14 protein-coding genes and 2 tRNA genes are annotated in these 15,493 nt (G+C 64.2%); 4 read left to right on the top strand and 12 right to left on the bottom strand.

Features of this window, described 5'->3' with window-relative positions; genetic code table 11:
- Positions 1-29: 29 nt before the first annotated feature.
- From CLU87_RS12120 to uvrC, 5 genes are all read right to left on the bottom strand, one after another.
- Positions 30-105, bottom strand: a tRNA-Val gene (locus tag CLU87_RS12120).
- Positions 106-120: 15 nt separating this feature from the next.
- A complete protein-coding gene (locus tag CLU87_RS12125; protein ID WP_008906675.1) occupies positions 121-393 on the bottom strand; it encodes an HU family DNA-binding protein in 273 nt (90 codons plus the stop codon).
- 301 nt (positions 394-694) lie between these two features.
- The gene (locus tag CLU87_RS12130) at positions 695-1,789 is read right to left on the bottom strand and encodes a tartrate dehydrogenase (protein ID WP_099730606.1); all 1,095 of its coding nucleotides are present in this window, start codon (positions 1,787-1,789) and stop codon (positions 695-697) included.
- Between the two features lie 70 nt (positions 1,790-1,859).
- Positions 1,860-2,426, bottom strand: coding sequence for a CDP-diacylglycerol--glycerol-3-phosphate 3-phosphatidyltransferase (gene pgsA / locus CLU87_RS12135; protein ID WP_026436902.1), 567 nt, complete (start codon positions 2,424-2,426; stop codon positions 1,860-1,862).
- A 45-nt stretch (positions 2,427-2,471) separates the two neighbouring features.
- Entirely contained in the window at positions 2,472-4,475 is a 2,004-nt protein-coding gene (uvrC, locus tag CLU87_RS12140) for an excinuclease ABC subunit UvrC (protein ID WP_099732153.1), read from the bottom strand.
- Positions 4,476-4,666: 191 nt separating this feature from the next.
- Here uvrC and CLU87_RS12145 point away from each other — a divergent pair, with 191 nt between their 5' ends.
- A complete protein-coding gene (locus CLU87_RS12145) occupies positions 4,667-5,635 on the top strand; it encodes an IS1595 family transposase (RefSeq protein ID WP_099729449.1) in 969 nt (322 codons plus the stop codon).
- A 35-nt stretch (positions 5,636-5,670) separates the two neighbouring features.
- Here the strand turns inward: CLU87_RS12145 and CLU87_RS12150 are convergent, their stop codons facing one another.
- From CLU87_RS12150 to CLU87_RS12165, 4 genes are all read right to left on the bottom strand, one after another.
- Positions 5,671-6,651 (bottom strand): tripartite tricarboxylate transporter substrate binding protein, encoded by a 981-nt coding sequence (locus CLU87_RS12150; RefSeq protein WP_099732154.1) that lies wholly within the window; start codon positions 6,649-6,651, stop codon positions 5,671-5,673.
- 80 nt (positions 6,652-6,731) lie between these two features.
- On the bottom strand, positions 6,732-7,712 hold the full coding sequence (locus tag CLU87_RS12155; RefSeq protein WP_099730607.1) for a tripartite tricarboxylate transporter substrate binding protein: 981 nt from the start codon (positions 7,710-7,712) through the stop codon (positions 6,732-6,734).
- A gap of 46 nt (positions 7,713-7,758) precedes the next feature.
- Entirely contained in the window at positions 7,759-8,739 is a 981-nt protein-coding gene (locus CLU87_RS12160; RefSeq protein ID WP_099730608.1) for a hydroxymethylglutaryl-CoA lyase, read from the bottom strand.
- Entirely contained in the window at positions 8,736-9,941 is a 1,206-nt protein-coding gene (locus CLU87_RS12165; protein ID WP_099730609.1) for a CaiB/BaiF CoA-transferase family protein, read from the bottom strand. The genes CLU87_RS12160 and CLU87_RS12165 overlap by 4 nt, the downstream gene beginning before the upstream one ends.
- A gap of 148 nt (positions 9,942-10,089) precedes the next feature.
- On the opposite strand from CLU87_RS12165, the gene CLU87_RS12170 reads away from it, so the two are divergent.
- The 3 genes from CLU87_RS12170 to efp all read left to right on the top strand — a co-directional run bounded on the left by CLU87_RS12170 (position 10,090) and on the right by efp (position 12,820).
- On the top strand, positions 10,090-10,986 hold the full coding sequence (locus CLU87_RS12170) for a LysR family transcriptional regulator (protein ID WP_099730610.1): 897 nt from the start codon (positions 10,090-10,092) through the stop codon (positions 10,984-10,986).
- A complete protein-coding gene (gene earP / locus CLU87_RS12175) occupies positions 10,983-12,125 on the top strand; it encodes an elongation factor P maturation arginine rhamnosyltransferase EarP (RefSeq protein ID WP_099730611.1) in 1,143 nt (380 codons plus the stop codon). Before CLU87_RS12170 ends, earP begins: the two co-directional genes overlap by 4 nt.
- A 140-nt stretch (positions 12,126-12,265) precedes the next feature.
- Entirely contained in the window at positions 12,266-12,820 is a 555-nt protein-coding gene (efp, locus tag CLU87_RS12180) for an elongation factor P (RefSeq protein ID WP_008906801.1), read from the top strand.
- A gap of 138 nt (positions 12,821-12,958) precedes the next feature.
- On the opposite strand, the gene rimO is transcribed toward efp, so the two are convergent.
- The 3 genes from rimO to CLU87_RS12195 form a co-directional block, all read right to left on the bottom strand.
- Entirely contained in the window at positions 12,959-14,350 is a 1,392-nt protein-coding gene (gene rimO / locus CLU87_RS12185) for a 30S ribosomal protein S12 methylthiotransferase RimO (protein WP_099730612.1), read from the bottom strand.
- Positions 14,351-14,529: 179 nt separating this feature from the next.
- Positions 14,530-15,090, bottom strand: coding sequence for a polyhydroxyalkanoate synthesis repressor PhaR (gene phaR / locus CLU87_RS12190; protein WP_056064204.1), 561 nt, complete (start codon positions 15,088-15,090; stop codon positions 14,530-14,532).
- A gap of 282 nt (positions 15,091-15,372) precedes the next feature.
- Positions 15,373-15,449: transfer RNA gene (locus CLU87_RS12195), tRNA-Val, on the bottom strand.
- Positions 15,450-15,493: the final 44 nt, after the last annotated feature.

Consider the following 15,493-nt stretch of genomic DNA (forward strand, 5'->3'; position numbering starts at 1 on the left):
GCGAACTTGCGTTCGCCTTTGTTCGGTGATGGTGGGTCCTGACGGTCTCGAACCGCCGACCTACTCCGTGTAAAGGAGCCGCTCTACCAACTGAGCTAAGGACCCCACCTAAACTGATCCTCAGTTCAAGGCATCTTTCAATGCCTTGCCAGGACGGAACTTCGGAACTTTAGCAGCTTTGATTTTAATCGTAGCGCCAGTACGGGGATTGCGACCGGTACGGGCAGCACGCTTGCCCACAGCGAAGGTACCGAAACCGACGAGCGACACGGTGCCGCCCTTCTTGAGAGTCTTCTTGACAGCCTCGATCGTGGATTCCAGGGCACGCGCAGCAGCGGCCTTGGAGATGTCGGCGTTGGTAGCGATGTGCTCAATCAATTCGGTTTTGTTCACAAGAAGCCTCTCGGAAAAGAGTTAATGGAATGTCTCGAGGATATCTGGTCTTCACACGCCTGAAAGCACAGCCGTGGGCTGGTGGAGAACAGGCGGGGGAATGACTGGCATACACAGCAGTGGCTGCTGCATCAGATTAAAGCCATCGAGTTTCAGAGTGTCAATACAACACGCTGTTTTGCGTCAGCGTTGTTTTGAATTCTAGTCGTATTTCACGCTGCGACAGGGCTTGGCGGGGGTTTTTGTCTCAAACACGCCGTATCGGCAGCACTCCGTATTGACACCCCGCAGCCAGCCATACTCAACGAGCAGCGAGTGCCTGAGCGATGGCTTTGCCCACATCCTGCGTGCTGCCCGTGCCGCCCAGGTCCGGGGTGCGCGGAGCACCACTGCCGGGTTGCAACACGGCTTCGATAGCGGCCAGAACGGCGTCGTGCGCGGCGCGGTAACCCAGGAAGTCCAGCATCATTGCGCCGCACCAGATCTGCCCGATGGGGTTGGCGATGCCCTTGCCCGCGATGTCGGGCGCCGAGCCATGCACCGGCTCAAACAGCGACGGCATGGTGCGCGTGGGGTTGAGGTTGGCGCTGGGCGCGATGCCGATGGTACCGGTGCACGCAGGTCCCAGGTCCGAGAGGATGTCGCCAAACAGGTTGCTGGCAACCACCACATCAAAGAAGTCCGGCCGCTGCACGAAGTGGGCGGTGAGGATGTCGATGTGGAACTTGTCCACCGTCACATCGGGGTAGGCCTTGGCCATCTCGGCCACGCGCTCGTCCCAGTAGGGCATGGTGATGGCGATGCCGTTGGACTTGGTGGCGCTGGTCAGGTGCTTCTTGGGGCGCGATTGGGCCAGTTCAAACGCAAACTTCAGCACACGGTCCACGCCGTGGCGCGACATCACTGTCTCCTGCATCACGATCTCACGCGGAGTGCCTTCGTACATGCGGCCACCGATGCTGGAGTATTCGCCTTCGGTGTTCTCGCGCACGATCAGCATGTCGATCTCGCCGGGCAGGCGCGGGCTGCCGTCACGGCGCACCACAGGGGCGATCACGCCCGGCATGAGGCGCGCGGGCCGAAGGTTGATGTACTGATCGAACTCGCGGCGGAACAGCAGCAGCGAGCCCCAGAGCGAGACATGGTCGGCGATCTTGTCGGGCCAGCCCACCGCGCCGAAGTAGATGGCCTCATGGCCGCCGATCTGGTCCTTCCAGTTGTCGGGCAGCATCTTGCCGTGCTTTTCGTAGTAGTCCCAGCTCGAAAAGTCGAAGTGGTCGAAATGCAGGTCAATGCCAAACTTGCGGGCGGCCTCGTCCAGAACGCGGAGGCCCTCGGGCATGACCTCTTTGCCAATGCCATCACCGGCAATGACTGCAATGCGATGCTTCGCCATTCAGATGCTCCTGAAAATATAGCTGCCTGCGCTTATATATCAAGCACTCCAGGCACCAAAGACTTGAAAACTATTTGACGCGTGCCCGGATCTCGGGCAACGCCTTCTGCAGGTAGTACACCATCGACCAGACGGTGAGCACCGCCGAGGCCCAGATGAGCCAGGTGCCCCACACGCCGGTATCGATCACGCCAAACAGGCGCCCGTCGTACAGCAGAAAGGGGATGGCCAGCATCTGCACCGTTGTCTTGACTTTGCCGATCATGTGCACGGCCACGCTCTTGCTGGCGCCGATCTGCGCCATCCACTCGCGCAGGGCCGAGATCGCGATCTCGCGGCCGATGATGATGAGGGCCACAAACACGTCGGCACGTTGCAGGTGCACCAGCACCAGGAGCGACGCACACACCAGAAACTTGTCGGCCACCGGGTCCAGGAAAGCACCGAAGGACGAGGTCTGGTTGAGCTTGCGGGCCAGGTAGCCGTCCAGCCAGTCGGTGGCCGCGAACACCACGAACATCACGGTGGCGATGAGATTGCGCGTGGCCGGGTCCAGCGGTGCGTAGAACACCCCCACGATCAAAGGTATCGCGACGATGCGCGTCCAGGTCATCAAGGTGGGGATAGTCCAGAACATGGCGGCGATTGTGTCACGGCGCGGCCGTGGAACGGCACATGGGGCTTATCTCAATGCCTTGTAAATTTCTTCTGCCAATTCATGCGAGATGCCATCCACGGTGGCCAGGTCCTCCACGCTCGCGGATGCCACACCACGCACCCCGCCAAAACGTTGCAACAGGCGCGCTCGCTTCTTGGGCCCAACCCCCGCAATTTCTTCCAGTTGCCCGCCCCCCACGCGCACCTTGGCCCGTGCCGCGCGCATGCCGGTGATGGCAAAGCGGTGCGCCTCATCGCGGATCTGCGCCACCAGCATGAGCGCGGCCGAATCCTTGCCCAGGTAGACCTTTTCGCGCCCGTCGGCGAACACCAGCTCTTCCAGGCCCACCTTGCGGCCCTCGCCCTTCTCGACCCCCACGATGCGGGTCAGGTCCAGCCCCAGTGCCGTGAACACCTCACGCGCCACTCCCACCTGGCCCTTGCCGCCGTCGATGAGCACCAGATCCGGCAAACGCGCCTGGCCTTTGGGCCGGGCTGCGGCTTGCGCCTCGGGCGATTGCGCATAGTCGATGCCGCCCTCCTCGCGCTGCGCCTCCACCACCTTGCTGTAGCGGCGCGTAAGCACCTGGCGCATGGCGGCATAGTCGTCGCCGCCGGTGATGCCTTCGATCTTGTAGCGGCGGTATTCGCTGCTCTGCATCTTGTGGTGGTGAAACACCACACACGATGCCTGGGTGGACTCGCCTGCCGTGTGCGAGATGTCGAAACACTCGATGGTGAGCTGGTCCAGGTCTTCGGGCGGCAGATCCAGCGCCTCGGCCAACGCCCGCGTGCGGGCCTGCTGCGAGCCCTCCTCGGCCAGCAGACGGGCCAGTTGCAGGTCGGCGTTTTTCTGCGCCATGTCCAGCCACGCGCGGCGCTGTTCGCGCGGCTGGTGGATAGCGTTCACGCGCAAGCCACTTTGTTCGGTCAGCGCGTCCAGCAAGGCCTTGTCCACCGGCACACTGGTCACCAGCAGCGGAGGCACGGGCACACCGATGTAGTGCTGGGCAATGAAGGCCTCCAGCACCAGAGCCTCCACGGGGCGAACCAGACGAGACGGGGTAGCCACCGTTTCATCCGCACCGTCCCCGCCTTCTTCTTCAAACACCGCCGCAGCATCCTCGACATGCACCGGAAAGTACGGCCGGTCGCCCAGGTGGCGGCCACCGCGCACCATGGCCAGGTTCACGCAGGCGCGGCCGCCCTGCACGCGCACCGCCAGGATGTCCACATCCTTGTCATCCACCGTCTCTATGGACTGCTGGTGCAGCACGCGCGACAGCGCCTGGATCTGGTTGCGCACCTCGGCAGCCTGCTCAAACTCCAGCTTGTCCGAGTGCGCCATCATCCGCGCCTCCATGGCTTGCAGCACCTCCTGCGTTTCACCACGCAGCAATGCCTCGGCATGCGACACATCGGCGGCATACGCTTCGGGCGAGATCAGGTCCACGCAGGGCCCGGTGCAGCGCTTGATCTGGTACAGCAGGCAGGGCCGCGTGCGGTTGGCAAACACCGTGTCTTCGCAGGTGCGCAGCCGAAAGACCTTTTGCAGCAGCTGGATGGTTTCCTTGACGGCCCAGGCGCTGGGATACGGGCCAAAGTAGCGGTGCTTTTTATCGACCGCGCCCCGGTAGTACGCCATGCGCGGAAACACCTGCCCCGGCGCATCGCCCCGCGTGTGGGCTCCCGGCGTGCCGGTGATCTTGAGATAGGGGTAGCTCTTGTCGTCGCGGAACAGGATGTTGAACTTGGGGTTCAACGTCTTGATGAGGTTGTTTTCCAGCAGCAGCGCCTCGGCCTCGGAGCGCACCACCGTGGTCTCCATGCGCACGATCTTGCTGACCATGTGGCCGATGCGCGTGCCGCCATGGTTCTTCTGAAAGTAGCTGGACACCCGGCGCTTGAGGTTGAGCGCTTTGCCCACATACAGCAGCGCATCCTGCGCGTCGAAATAGCGGTACACGCCCGGCAGCGCGGGCAGCGCAGCCACCTGCGCCAGGAGTTCTTCGGAATGCACATCAGACATGGCGCGTATTGTGGCCTTGGGCACGGCCTTGCCCATTCACTATCAAATAAATAGCTTCTAGCGCTTATCCAACAAGCGCTAGAAGCCATTTTGAGGCTCTTCTAGCGAATGCTAGTGATGAGTCTTTAACCGTAGCGCTACGCCCCCATCTCCCCAGCATGACGCGCTTGCGTCTGCCCCAGGAGAAGGCCATGCGACAGCAACAGATGACGCGCTTGATCCACAGCCTGCCCCAGCTGACGCACCACCAGCGCCAGCAACTGGCAAGCTGCCTGCAGGCGCTGCTCGATCACAGTCAAGCCATCGCCGTTGTAGAAGCACATGGCAGCGCCCACCGAACCTGTCCGCACTGCGGCAGCCCGCAGCTTGTCAAGAATGGCTCGGCCAACGGGCTGCAACGCTTCAAGTGCCGCCAGTGCGCGCGCACCTTCAACGCCTTGACTGGAACACCGCTGGCACGCCTGCATCTGCGGGATAAGTGGATGGGCCAGGCGCAGGTCTTGAGCGAAGGACTCTCACTCAACCAGGTGGCCCTGCGCCTGGGTGTGGCGCAAAGCACCGCCTTTCGCTGGCGCCACCGCTTCCTGGCCTGCCCCAAGAGCGTGCAGGCACGCCAGCTTGTGGGCATCGCCGAGGCCGATGAGTCTTACTTCCTGGCCTCCTGCAAGGGACACAGAGGCTTGCTGCGTCGTCCTCGCCGACGCGGCGGTAAGGCGCTGGCTGGCTGCAAGGGCTTGGAATACACCCCGGTGCTGATGGCGCGAGACCGGGCCGGAGCAACGGCCAACCTCATCCTGCAGACGAACCAAGCGGTGAGTGTGCAAACTGCACTCAAACCCTTGCTGCCACCAGACACCATCCTATGCACCGACGGCAGCGTCACACTGGCCAGCGCTGCGCGGGCCCTGGGCGTGCAGCACCAGGCGGTGAACGTGAGCCGGGGTAGGCGTGTGAGAGGCCCCTGGCATGTTCAAAACGTCAATGCCTATGTCAGCAGGCTGCGCGGGTGGATGCAGCGCTTCAAGGGCGTTGCAACGAAATACCTTGATTCGTACCTGGGCTGGTTCAGGATGTTGGACCGATCAGGCCCCATGGGGCCGCAGCCCGCACTGGTGCTGGAGGCGGCTATGGGGAGTCAAGGCGTCACTAGCATTCGCTAGAAGAGCCCATTTTGATCAAAACCCCTGCGTCCCGATCACTCCGCCTCGATCTTCGAGGTCTTCACCACCTGCGCCCAGTTGGCCAGATCGGCCTTCACCTTGTCACCCAGCTGCGCCGGGGTCTGGTAGTCCGCCGTGGCGCCCTGCTCCTGCGCCTTTTGCTGGAAGGCCGCGTTCTGCACGACGGTGCGGATGTCGGCCGTGAGCTTGTCCACCACAGCCTTGGGCACGGCGGCGGGGGCAAACACCGCAAACCACGAGGTGGCATCGACCTTGGGGTAGCCCGCCTCGGCTGTGGTGGGCACATCGGGCAGGCTGGGCAGGCGCTGCTTGCCCGTCACGGCCAGCACGCGCAGCTTGCCGCTGGCGATGTGGGGCATGAAGGGGGGCGCGGTGCCGAATGTCAGGTCCACCTGGCCGCCCAGCAGGTCCTGCAGCGCGGGGCCCGTGCCTTTGTAGGGCACGTGGACCATCTTGATGGCGCCCTGCTGCTCCAGCATGGCACCGGTCACGTGCTGCAGCGAGCCGTTGCCCGACGAGGCGTAGTTGAGCTTGCCGGGATTGGCCTTGGCGTAAGCGATCAGCTCGGGCAGCGTTTTCACCGGCAGGTCGGCCCGCACCACGATGATCTGCGGGGCCGAGATGACGTTGGCCACGGGTTGGAAGTCACCCTGCTCCCACTGCTTTTGTTTGGTGATGTGGGGCGAGATGACGTGGTAGCCCGAGTACTGCATCAGCAGCGTGTAACCATCGGCCTCGGCCCGCTTGACGGCGCTGGCGGCAATGTTGCCGTTGCCCCCGCCCTTGTTGTCCACGATGACCGACTGGCCCAGCACCGGCGCCAAGGCTTGCGCCAGCATGCGGGCCGACAGGTCGGTGGTGCCGCCTGCGGCGGTGGGCACCACCATGGTGACGTTCTTGGACGGGTAAGCGCCTTGTGCCGCTGCTTGGCCGATGAAGCCGGTGGCCAGTGCGGCCAGTGCGAGGGTGGTGAACTGCTTGCGGGTGGTTTTCATGAAAGGGATGTCTCCGTCGTTGTCGTTGTTGTCAAAAATCTGAGTTGCGAGAAGCAGGAAGGCACAGAGAAAGCACCCGATCAATCCACCGTGGCGCCCGTGTCTTTGACCACGCGGCTCCACTTGGGCAGGTCGGACTGCACCAGCGCGGCCAGCTGCGCTGCCGTGCCCTTGAAGGGTTCACAGCCCACGGTGGCCAGCTTGTCCACCACGTCCTTGTGCTCCAGCGCGCGCGCCACCTCGGCCTGCAGCTGCGCCACGATGGGCGCGGGCGTGCCAGCCGGGGCAAACAGCGCATACCAGGGCGCCTGGCCAAAGCCCTTGATCGTCTCGCCGATGGTGGGAGCATCGGGCAGTGCGGCCACGCGCTTTTCATTGACCACACCCAGCACCTTGAGCTTGCCTGCCTTGATGAACGCAATGGCTGACGGCAGGCTTTGCACCGACAGCGGCACTTGCCCGCCCACCACATCGGTGGCTGCCGCGGCGGAACCCTTGTACGGAATGTGCTGCAGCTGGATGCCTGCCGCCTTTTGCAGCATCTCACCAATCAGGTGGTTCAGCGTGCCGTTGCCCGCCGAGGCAATCGCATATTTGCCCGGATTGGCCTTGGCCAGAGCGACCATCTCAGCCACGGTGTTCGCCGGGAAGGATGGGTGTGCCACCAGCACATAGCCCGCCGTGGCCACGGGCGCCACGGGGGTGAAATCCTTGACCGGGTCAAAGCCCGGGTTCTTGTACAGCGCAGGGCCGATCACATGGGCGCTGTCGGCCGTGAGCAGCAGCGTGTAGCCATCGTTGCGCGCACGGGCCGTGGCGCCGGTGGCCAGCGTGCCGCCCGCGCCAGGGCGGTTGTCCACGATCACGCTCTGGCCCAGCTGCTCGCTGAGTTTTTGCGCCACCACGCGCGTAATGGCATCGTTGGCACCACCCGCAGCCTGAGGCACCACCACGGTGATGGGCTTGGAGGGGTATTTGTCCTGCGCGCCCGTTGCGAAGGCAGCGGAGCACAGCACGGCCGCCGTGAAAATGCGGCGGGACAGTGGGGCGGGGAAGGTCATGGCTTTTGTCTCCTGGTGTTATGTATGAATGCAGGCTCGCCCGTGCTCAGCGGGCAAGCGCTCTTTCGCGGATCGCCTCGAAATCGGCAGGCACCGGGTGCAGCGCCAGGCGCGGACCCGCCTTGGCAATCTGGCTGGGGATATCGTGGCCGATCAACGCAGGCAGTTGCTGCGCAGCGGCCACCATTTGTGCCAGATCCACCCCGGTGTCATAGCCCATCAGCGCCAGCGCATGCACGATCTCCTCACTGCACACATTGCCGCTGGCACCGGGTGCATAGGGGCAGCCGCCCAGGCCGCCCAGCGAGGCATCGAACCGGTCTGCGCCTGCGTCAATGGCCGCCAGCACATTGGCCAGCCCCATGCCGCGCGTGTTGTGAAAATGCAGGGTGAACTCCACCCCCGGCCAGCGCGCGCGGGCTGCCGCGGTGAGCTGGTGCACCTGCGTGGGGTAGGCCATGCCCGTGGTATCGCACAGCGTGATGCCACGCACACCCAGGTCCACAAAGCGCTGCACCCAGCCGAACACATCGGCCTGGGCCACATCGCCCTCCATGGGGCAGCCGAAAACACACGACAGCGACACATTCACCGCCACGTTGGCACCCTGCGCCAGTACCACCACCTGCGCCAGCGCCGCGAACGACTGTTCCTGCGTCATGCGCAGGTTGGCCAGGTTGTGCGTGGCGCTGACCGACATGACCAGGTTCAGCTCATCCGTGCGCGACTCGATGGCGCGCTCAGCGCCGCGCAGGTTGGGCACCAGGGCGGTGTAGACCGTGCCGGGGCGGCGCGTGATCTCGCGCATCACGATCTCGGCGTCTTTGAGCGCAGGGATGGCGGTGGGCGATGTGAACGAAGTCACCTCGATCTTGGACTGGCCCGCTGCCGACAGCGCATTGCACAGAGCGATCTTGTCGGCCGTGGGCACGAAGGCCTTTTCCATCTGCAGGCCGTCGCGCAGGCCGACCTCCTGCATGTGGATGCGGCGGTTCGCGCCTTGCCACACGGTGTTGGATGCACTCATTGAATGACCCCCTTGTTGCGCAGCAGGGCGATCTGTTCGGCCGTCAAACCCGCCTCGGCCAGCACCGCATCGGTGTCATCGCCCAAATGCGGCGCACTGCTGCGGATGGTTCCGGGCGTGCCCGAGAGCTTGGGCACGATGCCCGGCACTTCCACGCTGTAGCCGTCGCGCGTCTGCTGCGTCAGCAGCATGTCGCGGGCGCGGTAGTGCGGGTCTTCGGCAATGTCCTTGGCGGTATAGACCTTGCCTGCAGGCACACGGGCGGCGCCCAGCGCGTCCAGCACCTGCTGCACGGTGCGCTGCGCGCTCCAGGCACCAATCGCAGCGTCAATCTCTTCCACGCGGGCCACGCGGCCGGTGTTGTTCGCCAGGTCCGGCGCAGTGCCCAGGTCCGGCCGGCCGATGGCGTCCATCAACCGCTTGAAGATGCTGTCGCCATTGCCCGCCACCAGCACCCAGCCGTCCTGGCAGGGGTAGGCGTTGCTCGGTGCAATGCCCGGCAGCGCGCTGCCTGCGGCCTCGCGCACGGCGCCGAAGGCGCTGTATTCGGGGATCAGGCTTTCCATCACGTTGAACACCGCCTCGTGCAGCGCCACGTCAATCACCTGGCCCTGGCCGCCGTTGACCTTGCGGTGGTACAGCGCCGTGAGCACGCCGATGGTGCCGTGCAGCGCCGCCAGCGTGTCGCCAATCGAGACACCGACGCGCACCGGCACGCGGCCGGGCTCGCCCGTCAGGTGGCGCAGGCCGCCCATGGCTTCGCCGATGGCGCCAAAGCCTGGCAGGTCGCGGTAGGGCCCCGTCTGGCCGTAGCCAGAGATGCGCAGCATCACGAGGCCAGGGTTGAGTTGGTGCAGCTCCTCGGGCGACATGCCCCAGCCTTCCAGCGTGCCGGGGCGGAAGTTCTCGACCAGCACATCGGCTTCCGCAATCAGCTGGCGAGCGATGTCCTGCCCCTCCTTTTGCCGCAGGTCCAGCGCCACCGAGCGCTTGTTGCGCGACTGCACCTGCCACCAGACAGAAGTGCCTTCCTTGATGAGGCGCCAGTTGCGCAGCGGGTCGCCGGTCTCGGGCGCCTCGATCTTGATCACATCGGCGCCAAACTCGCCCAGCGTCTTGCCGCAGAAAGGCCCGGCAATGAGCTGGCCCATTTCGATGACGCGCACGCCTTGCAACGCGGCGGGGGAAGCAATGGAATCCATGGGTGAGGTTGTCTCCTGCGGCCAGCCCCACGCCGGGGCGGCTCGGGGCGAATGATGCGCAGGGTGTGCGGGGCCGTAAATCGCTCAAGCAACAAGATGCCATCGCAAACCGGCATGGCAGCTGCGGCGCTTGCTACCATCGGCCCCCATGAAACTCGACCCCGTCTCCCTGCGCCTGTTTGTGGCCGTGATGGAAGAAAGCACCATCGCTGCCGCCGCCGCGCGCGAGCACTTGGCCGCCTCGGCCGTGAGCCGCCGCCTGGCCGACCTGGAAGACGCGTTGCATGTGGCCCTGTTCACCCGCAGCAACAAGGGCACTGAGCCCACCGCCGCTGCCTTTGCGCTGCTGAACCTGGCGCGCGGCGTGCTGAATGACCTGGACGGCATTGCCACCCAGATGCGTGAATATGGCACCGGAGTGCGCGGCCACGTGCGCGTGGTGGCCAACATCTCGGCCATCACGCAGTTTTTGCCTGGGGAACTGCAGAGCTTTCTGGCACAACACCCGCAGGTGGATGTGCGGCTGCAGGAGCAGATCAGCAGCGCGATTGCGCATTCCGTGGCCGAAAACGCGGCCGACGTGGGCATCCTGAACGAAGGCCACTACGGCGAGCGGGTGACGCTGCTGCCCTACCGCACCGACGAGCTGGTGCTGGTGGTACCCACCGGCCATGCGCTGGCGCGGCGCAAGTCCGTGCGGCTGGCAGACGCCCTGCCCTATGACTTTGTGGGCGCGCACCCCAACAGCGCCATCAACAACCAGCTCACCCGCGCATCCGCCGAGGCTGGCCTGCCGCTTCGGCTGCGCATGCAGGTCACCAGCTACGACGCGCTGTGCCTCATGGTCAACGCCGGCCTGGGTGTGGGCGTGATGCCGCGCGGCAGTGCGCGGCTGTACCAGGGCGCGCTGCAGATCCGCACCGTCACCCTGAACGAGCCCTGGGCCCACCGCCGCCTGTCGCTGTGCGTGCGGTCGGAAGAATCACTCTCCACCGTGGCCCGGCTGCTGGTGGACCACTTGCGCACGCAGCCCTCCACACCATGACCCCCGACCGCCAGCCCCTGCAGTGGGATGTGTTCTGCCGCGTGATCGACAACTTTGGCGACATTGGCGTGTGCTGGCGCCTGGTGGCGCAGCTGGCCGCGGTGGGTCACCGCGTGCGCCTGTGGGTGGACGACGCCTCGGCGCTGCAATGGATGGCCCCTGGGGGCTGCGCCAGGGTGGAGGTGCGGCCCTGGGGCGCGCCGCCGCCGGGCCCCAACGAGCCGCCACCCGATGTGATGGTGGAGGCCTTCGGCTGCGATATTGCTCCTGAATTCATAGCATATAGCGCATATTCCACTAGCGCTTCTGGCCAAAATCGCTCCAAACCTGTCTGGATCAACTTGGAATACCTGTCTGCAGAGGGTTACGTCGCACGCACCCACCGCCTGCCGTCCCCCATCCTGTCCGGCCCGGCATCGGGGTGGACACGCTGGTTTTTCTACCCCGGCTTCACCACCGGCACCGGCGGCCTCCTGCGCGAGCCCCATCTGATGGCGCGGCGCGAGGCTTTTGACCGCAGCGCCTGGCGCACGGAGCACCGGGCACTGTTTGGCAGGGGCGAAGAAATACCGGGCAGCCGCTGGGTGTCGCTGTTCTGCTACGAGCCCCCGGCGCTGGCCCACCTGCTGCAACAGTGTGCGCTGCAACCCACCGAGCTGCTGGTCACGCCTGGCCGCCCGGCCGCTGCGGTGCGGGCGACACTGGCCGAGCCCTCCGGGAACCAAGGAGGTCCGCAAGCGCATGACCAGCGGGGGCTGCTGTCCTTGTCCTACCTTCCCCACCGCCCCCAGCCAGCGTTTGATGAGATGCTGTGGGCCTGCGACTTCAATGCGGTGCGGGGCGAGGACTCGCTGGTGCGTGCGCTGTGGGCGGGTCGAGCCTTTGTCTGGCAGATCTACCCGCAGCACGACAACGCCCACCACGACAAGCTCTGGGCCTTTCTGGACTGGCTGCAGGCCCCTGCGTCACTGCGGCAGTTCCACGCGACCTGGAACGGGCTGGACGGCGCGCCGCTGCAATGGCCGGACGACAACACGCTGGCAGAGTGGACCGCCTGCACCCTGGCTGCCCGTGCGCGCCTGCTGACGCAGGACAACCTCGTCGCAAAACTTTTGGGCTTTGTCGCCGAAAAACGGTAAAATCCGAGGCTTTGCGCAAATCAGGTGCGGCATGTCAGTGCCTGCTTCCAGCGCACTTTCGCCGCAGAACATGCACCGGCGCGCAAACCAGATGGTTTGCCAGCCCGCGCGTTGAGCGGCCCCAACCCAAGCAACTTGCTATGAAAATCGCTCAAGAAATCCGCGCCGGCAACGTCATCATGCACGGCAAGGACCCCATGGTGGTCCTGAAGACCGAATACGCCCGCGGCGGCCGCGGTGCAGCCACCGTGCGCATGAAGCTCAAGAGCCTGATCGGCAACTTCGGCACCGAAGTCGTGTTCAAGGCCGACGACAAGATCGACAACGTGATCCTAGACAAGAAGGAGTGCACCTACTCCTACTTTGCCGACCCCATGTACGTGTGCATGGACACCGAGTACAACCAGTACGAAGTGGAAGCCGAAAACATGGGCGACTCGCTGAACTACCTGGAAGACGGCATGACCGTGGAAGTGGTGTTCTATGACGGCAAGGCCATCTCGGTCGAACTGCCCACCAGCGTCGAGCGCGAAATCACCTGGACGGAACCCGCCGTCAAGGGCGACACCTCCGGCAAGGTCATGAAGCCTGCCAAGATCGCCACCGGCTTCGAAGTGCCCGTGCCCCTGTTCGTCAGCCAAGGCGACAAGATCGAAATCGACACCCGCACTGGCGAATACCGCAAGCGCGTCTAAGGGCGGCAAGGGCTCGCTGCCCTCTCTCCCTCCCAGGAGATCCCCCAAAGAAAAAGGCTTCCCTCGGGAAGCCTTTTTTGTGATTCAGAGCCAATGCGCTAGTGCTGCATGGGTCCAATGCTATGAATTAAATAGCAATCAGATAGGTTGCGCCACCAGGTCGTGCCCTTGCACGCCCACGATACGTGCCTTGGTGAACTCCCCCACCTTGAGCTGCTTGCTGATTTTCTCGGGCGGCAGCAGCTGCACGGTGCCGTCGATCTCGGGCGCATCCGCATAAGTGCGGCCCACCCCCCCCTTGCGGCCCAGGGCAGGGGCATGGTCCACCAGCACCTGCATGGTGGCCCCCACCCGGCGCTGCAGCCTGGCGATCGAGACCTCTTCCGCCACCGCCATGAAGCGGGCACGGCGCTCTTCGCGCACCTCCATCGGCAGCATGCCGGGCAGCTCGTTGGCCGCAGCACCATTCACATCGCTGTAGGCGAAGCAGCCCGCACGGTCAATCTGCGCCTCGCGCACGAAGTCGAGCAGGTGCTGGAACTCTTCTTCCGTCTCGCCCGGAAAGCCCGCAATGAAGGTGCTGCGGATGACCAGCTCGGGGCAGGCTTCGCGCCAGCGCAGGATGCGCTCCAGGTTGCGCTCGCCACTGGCGGGGCGCTTCATGCGCTTCAATACGTCAGGGTGGCTGTGCTGGAAAGGCACGTCCAGGTACGGCAGCACCTTGCCTGTGGCCATGAGTGGGATCACCTCGTCCACGCTGGGGTACGGGTACACATAGTGCAGGCGCACCCAGGCGCCATAGGGCTCGGCAATCTCGCCCAGCGTCTGCACCAGCTCCAGCATGCGGGTCTTGACGGGCTTGCCGTCCCAGAAGCCCGTGCGGTACTTCACGTCCACGCCATAGGCCGAGGTGTCCTGGCTGATCACCAGCAACTCTTTCACACCACCTTCAAACAAGGCCTTGGCCTCGCTCAGCACGTCGCCAATGGGGCGTGACACCAGATCACCGCGCATGGACGGGATGATGCAGAAGGTACAACGGTGGTTGCAGCCTTCGCTGATCTTGAGGTAAGCGTAATGCTTGGGCGTGAGCTTGATGCCCGCGATGCCGAAGCTGCCGGGCACCAGGTCCACGAACGGGTCGTGCGGCTTGGGCAGGTTCAGGTGGACCGCATCCATCACCTCTTGCGTGGCATGGGGCCCGGTCACGGCCAGCACGCTGGGGTGCATCTGGCGCACCATGTTGCCGCCATCGTCACCCGTGCGGGCGCCCAGGCAGCCGGTGACAATGACCTTGCCGTTCTCGGCCAGGGCTTCGCCAATGGTGTCCAGGCTTTCTTTCACGGCATCGTCGATGAAGCCGCAGGTGTTGACGATGACCAGGTCGGCGCCCTGGAAGGTCTTGGAGGTTTCGTAACCCTCGGCGCTCAGCTGTGTGAGGATCAGCTCGGAATCGGTCAGCGCCTTGGGGCATCCCAGGCTGACGAATCCGACTTTGGGTGTTTTGGTGGGGGCAATTGCTTCGCTCATATCCCCGTATTGTCCCAGTTCCGGCGTTGAGCGGTCAGGATGGCCGATTCATCGCAAGGTTTGCCACCTGCCGCAACCTGCGCAACCGGTGCTGCACCAGCCCGCAGCCGCCATTCAAAGGCCGCACCACCGCTCTAGCGGCGCCGCCCGGGGGCAAGGCGCCGCAGGCGCCTCGGGGGCTATCTTTTCAGTCCAAATGCGCCCAGCATCTGCTCCGTCTGCTTTTGCATCTGCTCCTGCATCTGGGCCAGCATGGTCTGCGACTGCTCGACATAGTTGCCCATCATGCCCTTGAGCATGGGCGACTGCAGGCTCATGAACTGCGCCCACATCTCGGGCGTCACGCTTTGGGACTGCTCAGCCAGCTTGGTCTGCACGTCGGTGAAGGCCTGGACGTTCTTCTCCAGGTACGCGCCCATGAACCCCTGCATGGCATGGCCGTAGAACCGGATGATGTTGGCCAGCACCGCCTCGGTGAACATCGGGGCGCCGCCCGCCTCCTCTTCCAAAATGATCTGCAGCAGGATGCTGCGTGTGAGGTCTTCGCCCGTTTTGGCGTCGCGCACCACCACGTTCTGGTGGTCCATCACCAGCTGGCGCACCTCGGCCAGGGTGATGTAGGTGGAGGTGTCTGTGTCATACAGACGGCGGTTGGGGTACTTCTTGATGACGCGCTGGGCCGATTTGGACGCAGCGGTTTTCGGTTCGGACACAACGAACTCCTCGGGTTCAAAACCCATGTATTGCAGTGCAGCACATTCTAGGGAGACTGCTGCGCCGCGGCGGCAAAGGAATACCCTGAGGACGCAGGACAACCGAGTGTCGCGCGTGTGACTGATAGGTCCTGCGCTGTGTGTCGTGGAGCTTCCGGCACCACACACCACAGCCCGGCAACAGCGCGTGAAGCGAAAGAATGAAGCGAAAACAAAAAAGCCACCTTGCGGTGGCTTGCTGCATGAACACCGCTTGCGGTGTTGTTGCCAAGTTTTTTGCACTGAAAGCTGGTGTCTTTCAGAAAAACTTGGTAGGCGCGATTGGACTCGAACCAACGACCCCCACCATGTCAAGGTGGTGCTCTAACCAGCTGAGCTACGCGCCTGTCGTTATCAAGACCACGATTATAGCCATAAAAAGCCCCCTCGG

Origin of the sequence: Acidovorax sp. 59 (assembly GCF_002754175.1) — a bacterium.
In the GTDB taxonomy this organism is placed as follows: Bacteria; Pseudomonadota; Gammaproteobacteria; order Burkholderiales; family Burkholderiaceae_C; genus Acidovorax; species Acidovorax delafieldii.